Annotated in this window: 6 protein-coding genes; 2 read left to right on the top strand and 4 right to left on the bottom strand. The window is 63.8% G+C overall.

What is annotated here, in order from left to right:
* From EN906_RS16745 to EN906_RS16735, 3 genes are all read right to left on the bottom strand, one after another.
* On the bottom strand, positions 1-1987 hold a 1987-nt coding region (locus EN906_RS16745), incomplete at its 3' end, for a helicase-related protein (protein WP_206529099.1).
* Positions 1988-2706: 719 nt separating this feature from the next.
* Positions 2707-3432: an acetoacetyl-CoA reductase gene (gene phbB, locus EN906_RS16740; RefSeq protein ID WP_023814310.1), complete on the bottom strand. Its 726-nt coding sequence runs from the start codon at positions 3430-3432 to the stop codon at positions 2707-2709.
* Between the two features lie 127 nt (positions 3433-3559).
* Positions 3560-4738 carry an acetyl-CoA C-acetyltransferase gene (locus EN906_RS16735; RefSeq protein WP_127270160.1) on the bottom strand — a complete coding sequence of 393 codons (1179 nt, stop codon included), beginning with the start codon at positions 4736-4738 and terminating at the stop codon, positions 3560-3562.
* 301 nt (positions 4739-5039) lie between these two features.
* On the opposite strand from EN906_RS16735, the gene phaR reads away from it, so the two are divergent.
* Entirely contained in the window at positions 5040-5651 is a 612-nt protein-coding gene (gene phaR / locus EN906_RS16730; RefSeq protein ID WP_027037157.1) for a polyhydroxyalkanoate synthesis repressor PhaR, read from the top strand.
* Positions 5652-5672: 21 nt separating this feature from the next.
* On the opposite strand, the gene EN906_RS16725 is transcribed toward phaR, so the two are convergent.
* Entirely contained in the window at positions 5673-6812 is a 1140-nt protein-coding gene (locus EN906_RS16725) for a citrate synthase (RefSeq protein ID WP_127270162.1), read from the bottom strand.
* Positions 6813-6904: 92 nt separating this feature from the next.
* Between EN906_RS16725 and EN906_RS16720 the strand changes: the two genes are divergently transcribed.
* Positions 6905-7281, top strand: a 377-nt coding sequence (locus EN906_RS16720) for a citrate/2-methylcitrate synthase (protein WP_281060444.1), incomplete at its 3' end; no start/stop codon positions are given.

Below are 7281 nucleotides of genomic sequence, written 5' to 3'. Positions count from 1 at the left end.
ACTTCATCTCCTCGGCGATGTCGCGGCGGTTGATGAGGCCGAAATTCTCGACCAGCTGGAAGGCGATGCCGCGGCCGATGCCGGAAATCTGGTCGGCGTTTTTCAAGTCGACCAGTGGCTTCAGCAGCGACTCGATCTGGAAATTGACGAAACGCTCGGCACGCGCGGCAACCTTGTCGCGCGCCGGGCCGGTCAGTTGTTCGTCGGCCAGCAGCACCAACCGCGGCTTCAGCGCGTCTTCGCCTGATACAAGCGTGCCGATCGGCGCGCCGATCCAGCGCAGCGTGCCGTCCGAGCCGAGCGCGATGTCGCCATTGGCGCAGGCGCCGAAGCGTTCGGCGCGCGATTCGAACTCGGCGGCCAGCGCCTTCTGGGCAGCGGTGCGCACCGCCTTGGCGTCTTCGCCGCCGGCGGTCTGGTCGGCGGTGAAGCGGAACCCTTGCAACTCGCCGACATGGTGGCCTTCGACAAGGACGGTTCCGGTAGGGCTAATTTCGGCTTCAGGCATGGTATTTTCTCTAAGGCGCCGCATGAGGACGGAAGTCCTGCGGTCTACGAAGCGTTTCGTCAACCGCTCATGCAGCGCATCCGACAATCTGTCTTCGATTTCGCGCGTCTTTTCCTGCCAGTGTGCCTGATCGGCCAGCCAGCCGGGCCGGTTCGACACGAATGTCCAGGTGCGGATCTGGGCTATGCGATGCGACAGCGTGTCAATGTCGCCCTCGGTGGTGTCGGCGCGGCGCACCTGCTCGGCCATGTAATTCTCGTCGACATGGCCGTGGCGTGCGAGGTCCGTGTAGATCGAGGCAATGAGGTCGGCATGCTGCGCCGGCGCGATCCTGCGGTAGTCGGGCAGCGCGCAGGCTTCCCACAGCAGCGCCACGCGCTTGGCATTGGTGGTGAGCGCGCGGATGTCTTCGTCGCGCGACAGATGCTCGAGCGCCTGTGCGTCGACGGCAGGCAATGCCCGCGTCAGTCCCTCGACCGGAGCGTTGGTCTCGATCGAGCGCTTCAGCGCGTCGAGGCTGGCAAAGTCGAAATGCGCGGTGCGCCACTGCAGCACCTTCACCGGATCGAAATCGTGGCCTTCGATCTTCTTGATCAGCTCTTCGTCGAGCGGGTCGACCTGGCCGGTGACACCGAAGGTGCCGTCACGCAGATGCCGGCCGGCGCGGCCGGCGATCTGGCCGCGCTCGGCCGCGGTCAGGTTGCGGTACTGGAAGCCATCGAACTTGCGGTTCTGGGCGAAGGCGACGTGGTCGAGATCGAGATTGAGACCCATGCCGATTGCGTCGGTAGCGATGAGGTAGTCGACATCGCCGGACTGGAACAGCGCCACCTGGGCGTTGCGGGTGCGCGGCGAGAGCGCGCCGAGCACGACGGCGGCACCGCCCTGCTGGCGGCGGATCAACTCGGCGATGGCGTAGACCTCGTCGGCGGAGAAGGCGACGATCGCCGTGCGCCGCGGCAGGCGGGTCAGCTTCTTGGAACCGGCATAGGCAAGATGCGACAGCCTCGGCCGCGTCACCACCGAGACACCCCTCAGCAGGCGCTGCAGGATGCCATGCATGGTGGCAGCACCCAGCAGCAGCGTTTCCTGACGGCCGCGAAGGTGCAGGATGCGATCGGTGAAGATGTGGCCGCGCTCGAGGTCACCGGCGAGCTGCACCTCGTCGATGGCGACAAAGGCGGCGTCGGTCTCGCGCGGCATGGCCTCGACGGTGCAGACCGAATATCTGGCGCCCGGCGGCTGGATCTTTTCCTCGCCGGTGATCAGCGCAACCTTGTGGGCGCCGACCTTTTCGCAGACGCGGGCGTAGACCTCGCGCGCCAGAAGTCTGAGCGGCAGGCCGATGATCCCACTCTCATGCGCCACCATGCGCTCGATGGCGAGATGGGTCTTGCCGGTGTTGGTCGGCCCGAGCACGGCGGTCACGTCGCGGCCCGACAGGATCAGCGGCTCTGTGTGTTTGGGCTGGATGTTCATCAACCTAGAATAAGGCTTCTGGGACCTGGAAATAAGGCTTCTGGCCTCTGGTTGTCGGGAGCGTGCCTCAAATGGCGCGTATGACAGGCGACACATAGGGATTTCGGGCGCGAAGCGAAAGCGGAATGTTCCGCCGGCGGCGAGAAGGTGGTTTTGTCAAGCTTCCAATCGGCTGCGGATTAACGGATAGAACGAGTCTGGAACGAATCGGCGACGAATCAGTGACTCCTGCAGATTCAGCTTTTGTTCACGGCTACATGTGGATTTCGCGGCCGCGAGTCGCACCACATGCTGAATCGCTGAACTGGCCCGTTTCATGCTAAGAGGGTGTTGCCGTTAACCTTTGCCTGGAAACAATCACGGCGGCTAGGCGCGCCTCAACCAACATGATGAAATTGTTGATCTTTCTTAACCTGCGTTAAGCAGTTGGGCAGACGATTCCGGCTGTCGTCGTTAACGTTCGGCTCATAGCCGGAACGAATCGGCGACGAATCAGCGATGGCGCGATTTTCCCGATTTGTTCACCCCAATATCTTGTGTTGTGAACAGCTTATCCACCGAGAATCCACAGGTTACGAAGCAGCTTTCGCACAGGGCGGCGGGTGGCTGTTAACCTCTGCGTGCCGAATTGGGTCAGCTACGGTCGCGAGCACGTCAAAGGGACCGTGCCGGAAACGGGCCGGTGTGCCGGCCCGTCGATCTCCTACATCGCCACGTCGTCAGGCGAAGTATTGGCCGCCATTGGCCGTGATGGTCGAGCCGGTGATGAAGCCGGCATCTTCGGATGCGAGGAAGACGACGCAGCGCGCGATCTCTTCCGGTTCGCCGAGGCGGCCGACGGGGATTTGTGGGATGATGCGGTCGTTGAGCACCCTCTCGTCAATCGCCTTGACCATCTCGGTGGCGATGTAGCCAGGGCAGATGACGTTGACGGTGATGCCGGCGCGTGCTCCCTCTTGAGCGAGAGCCTTGCTGAAACCGATGTCGCCGGCCTTGGCGGCGGAATAGTTGACCTGGCCGGCCTGGCCCTTCTGGCCGTTGATCGAGGAAATGGTGATGACGCGGCCGAACTTGCGGTCGCGCATGCCGCTCCACAGCGGATGCGTCATGTTGAAGACGCCGGACAGGTTGGTGTCGATGACCTCTTTCCACTGCTCGCGCGTGATCTTGTGGAACATGGCGTCGCGGGTGATGCCGGCATTGTTGACCAGCACCGAGACCGGGCCGAGATCGGCCTCGACCTGCTTGATGCCGGCGGCGCAGGAATCATAGTCGGCGACCGACCATTTGTAGACCGGAATGCCGGTCTCGGCCTTGAATTTCGCCGCTGCGGCGTCATTGCCGGCATAGTTCGCGGCAACCGAATAGCCGACGGTCTTCAATGCGATCGAGATCGCCGCGCCGATGCCGCGCGATCCGCCTGTGACGATTGCTACCTTGGTCATGCGTGTTCCCTCCCTTTGGTCGGGAGAGCGAATAGGGAGTAGCGAATAGCGAGTAGGGATCTACGTCCCGTCGCGCTGACGCAATTCTTCCCTATTGACTACTCCCTATTTGCTACTCACTTCTTTTTCAGAGTGCTTCGATGCACATGGCGACGCCCATGCCGCCGCCGATGCACAAGGTGGCGAGGCCTTTCTTGGCGCCGCGCCGGCGCATTTCGAAGACCAGCGTGTTGAAGACGCGGGCGCCGGACGCACCGATCGGGTGGCCGATGGCGATGGCGCCGCCATTGACGTTGACGATCGAGGGATCCCAGCCCATGTCCTTGTTGACGGCGCAGGCCTGTGCCGCAAAGGCCTCGTTGGCCTCGACCAGGTCGAGATCGCCGACCGACCAGCCGGCCTTTTCCAAGGCCTTGCGCGATGCTGGGATCGGGCCGGTGCCCATAATCTGCGGATCGACGCCGGCGGTTGCCCAGGACACGATGCGTGCCAGCGGGGTGATGCCGCGCCTCACCGCTTCCGCCTCGCTCATCAGCAGCGCGCCGGCGGCACCGTCATTGATGCCGGAGGCGTTGGCGGCGGTCACCGTGCCGTCCTTGTCGAAAGCCGGTTTCAGCTTGGTCATGGCGTCGATCGTGGCGCCGTGGCGAATGTATTCGTCCTGGTCGACGATGGTGTCGCCCTTCTTGCCCTTGATGGTGACGGCGACGATCTCGTCCTTGAACTTGCCGGCCTTCTGCGCGGCCTCGGCCTTGTTTTGCGAGGCGAGCGCGAACTGGTCCTGGTCTTCGCGGGTGATCTGGAACTGACGCGCGACGTTTTCGGCGGTGTTGCCCATGTGATAGCCGTTGAAGGCGTCCCACAGCCCGTCCTTGATCATGGTGTCGATCAGCTTGAAGTCGCCCATCTTGACGCCGGCGCGCAGGTGCTGGGCATGCGTCGAAAGCGACATCGATTCTTGGCCGCCGGCGATGATCACCTTGGCGTCGCCGATGGCGATCTGCTGCATGCCGAGCGCAATGGCACGCAGGCCCGAGCCGCAAACCTGATTGAGGCCCCAGGCTGTGGTTTCCTTGGGCAGGCCGGCATTGATCGATGCCTGGCGGGCCGGGTTCTGGCCTTGCGCGGCGGTCAGCACCTGGCCGAGGATGACCTCGTCGACCTCGCCTGGTTCGACACCGGCACGCGACAGCAATTCCCTGATGACGACGGCGCCGAGTTCATGCGCAGGGGTGGCGGCGAAGGCGCCGTTGAAGGAGCCGACCGGCGTGCGCGCCGCACTGGCAATGACGATGGAAGCGGACATTTTCTTCTCCAGACTTCAAGGGTGTTGCTCTGTCGTTGGGGACTTTTCTTGCCCTTTCCCAACCCCAAGTCAAACCGGAAATGGGCATGGCGCCCATGCGCCGCAAGCAGGCCGTGCCTTGCCAGGGCGACCATTCGTCCATTGCTGCGCAGCATATTTTGCCTGCTATGCAGCATTTAGTGATCCCGCACTGCACAAACTGCTTGGAATTGTGAAGCTTTTGCGCATATCCTCAAAAAAAAGGCACAATCGTTATCGGCGGCTTGCTCAGAGGCGCGCCGGTGTCCCCGGGAGGATGTAGATGGCCGCTAAAGACGATCCGATCATCATCAAGAAATACGCCAATCGCCGCCTCTACAACACCGGCACCAGCACCTATGTGACGCTCGAGGACCTCGCCGAGATGGTCAAGAAGGGCGAGGAGTTCACCGTCCAGGACGCCAAGACCGGCGACGACATCACGCATCCGGTGCTGACACAGATCATCTTCGAACTGGAGAACAAGGACGGGCAGAACATGCTGCCGATCCCGTTCCTGCGCCAGCTCATCGCTTATTACGGCGACCAGATGCAGATGATCGTGCCGAGCTTCCTCGAACAGTCGATGCTTGCCTTTTCCAAGGAGCAGGAGCGCTTTCGCGAGCAGATGAAGGGGGCGATCGGCAAGTCGCCGCTCGACATGATGAAGATCACCACGCCGATCAAGGCGCTGGAGGAACAGACACGCCGCAACATGGAAATGTTCCAGAATGCGATGCGGCTGTTCACGCCGTTCCCGCCCGCCGGCACCGCGCCAGCCGCCGCGCCATCGCCCGAGCCGGCCAGGAAGGAAACGTCAGAAAAACCCGACGATCTTCAGGAACTGAAGGACCAGATCGCGGCCATGCAGCGCAAGCTCGACACGATGTCCTGAGCGCTTGGCGCTCTTGCAACCCTACACCAGCACGCCCTCATAGCGGCCGCGCGGCCTGATGACACTTCCGCTTGTGATCTGTTCGACCGTGTGCTCGGCCCAGCCGACGCTGCGTGCGAGCGCAAACAGGCGAAACGGCGCATCGCGCGGCAAGCCGAGGCTGCGCGTCAGCGCTGCCAGCCCAAAGTCGATATTGGGAAGCGCGCCGGTCGCCGCAAGGGCAGCATCGCGCAGCGAAGATAGTGTGCCGTCAACCTCGATCACCGACAGAAGCGCCGCCCCTCGGGGATCGCCGTCAGGATAGAGCTGATGACCGAACCCCGGCAATGGCCGGTCGTGGCTGAGCCAGCGCCGGATCGTCGCATCGGCGCCATGTCGGGCCGCATCCTCGGCCAGTTGCATCACCGCCTCGCCGGCACCGCCATGGCGAGGGCCTGACAGCGTCGCGAGCCCGGCCAGCAGGCAAGCGGCCAGCGGCGCGCCGGTCGAGGCTGCGACGCGCGCGGCGAAGGTCGACGCATTCAGTTCATGATCGGCAAGCAGGACAAGCGCGCGGCGGATCGCATTGGCGCCGCCGGCGTCCACCGACCAGGCCTGCGCCAGCCGCTGATGGACGGGATCTGGTCCTGCCGGTGCGCCCAGCGCGGCGACCAGCACGCCGACAGCGTGCGCGGCATCGGCATGCAGCGAGGCCCGGTTGCGCCCAAGCGACGGGCGCCCTTGGCCGGCAAGCACGGCAAGTTGCGCAAAAGCCGAGGCCCGGCCGGCTTGATGGGGCACATCCGGCGACGGTGCTTCGAAAGCCACCGGTTCCGGCAGAGCCCAGAGAATGGCGGCGGCTTCTTCCAGTGTGGCGTGCCCGGAGAGCACTGCGGCGTCCTGCCCGCGATAGATGAGCCGACCGTGCGAGACGGTCGAAATCGCCGTTGCGATTGAGGGTTCGCCCCAGGCAATGGCGCTTTCAGCGATGACTGATGGGCTCCGTCCGCGCGCCCGGCGGGTCGCCAGTGCGGCGATATCGTCGGCGCGGTACTGGCTGCGGCGCGGATCGGCGCGGTCGGGCCGCATGCCGATGCGCCCACGGCTGACATAGGCGTACAGCGTCTGCGCCCGCACCTTGAGGCGCTCAAGCGCCTCTTCCCGGGACAACCACTCGGACATATCGAGCCCTGATATTGATTCTATTGATCAAGATTGATGGAAACGTTGCCCATCTCTATCTCCGATCCGGAAATGCTTCAAGGAGACAGGCTATGGCGAATGGGCTCGATGACGTGGTGGCGGCGGAAACCGTGCTTTCCGATGTGGATGGTCTTGGTGGCCGTCTGACGATCCGAGGTCATTCGCTGCCGGAGCTGGCCGGCCGCTTGAACTATGCCCAGGTGATGCGGCTGCTGCTCGACGGCTTCTTCGACGACCTTCCCGATGAGGCGCAACTGACGCGGGCACTGGGCCAGGCACGCGCTGAGGTGTTCGAACGGCTCTTGCCCTCGCTGCCCCTGCTGGCGTCGCTCGATGTTTACAGCGCCATGCGCGCCGGCATGGCGCTGCTGCCGGACGGCGAGACCTTGACCGATGCCTTGCTGCTCATCGCAGCGCCCGCCGCGCTGCAGGCGCAGCAGGGCCGGCG

This window comes from Mesorhizobium sp. M7A.F.Ca.CA.004.06.1.1 (assembly GCF_003999135.1).
Classification (GTDB): Bacteria; Pseudomonadota; Alphaproteobacteria; order Rhizobiales; family Rhizobiaceae; genus Mesorhizobium.
Note: the sequence above shows the minus strand (reverse complement) of the source record. Positions and strands in the feature narration are given on the sequence as shown.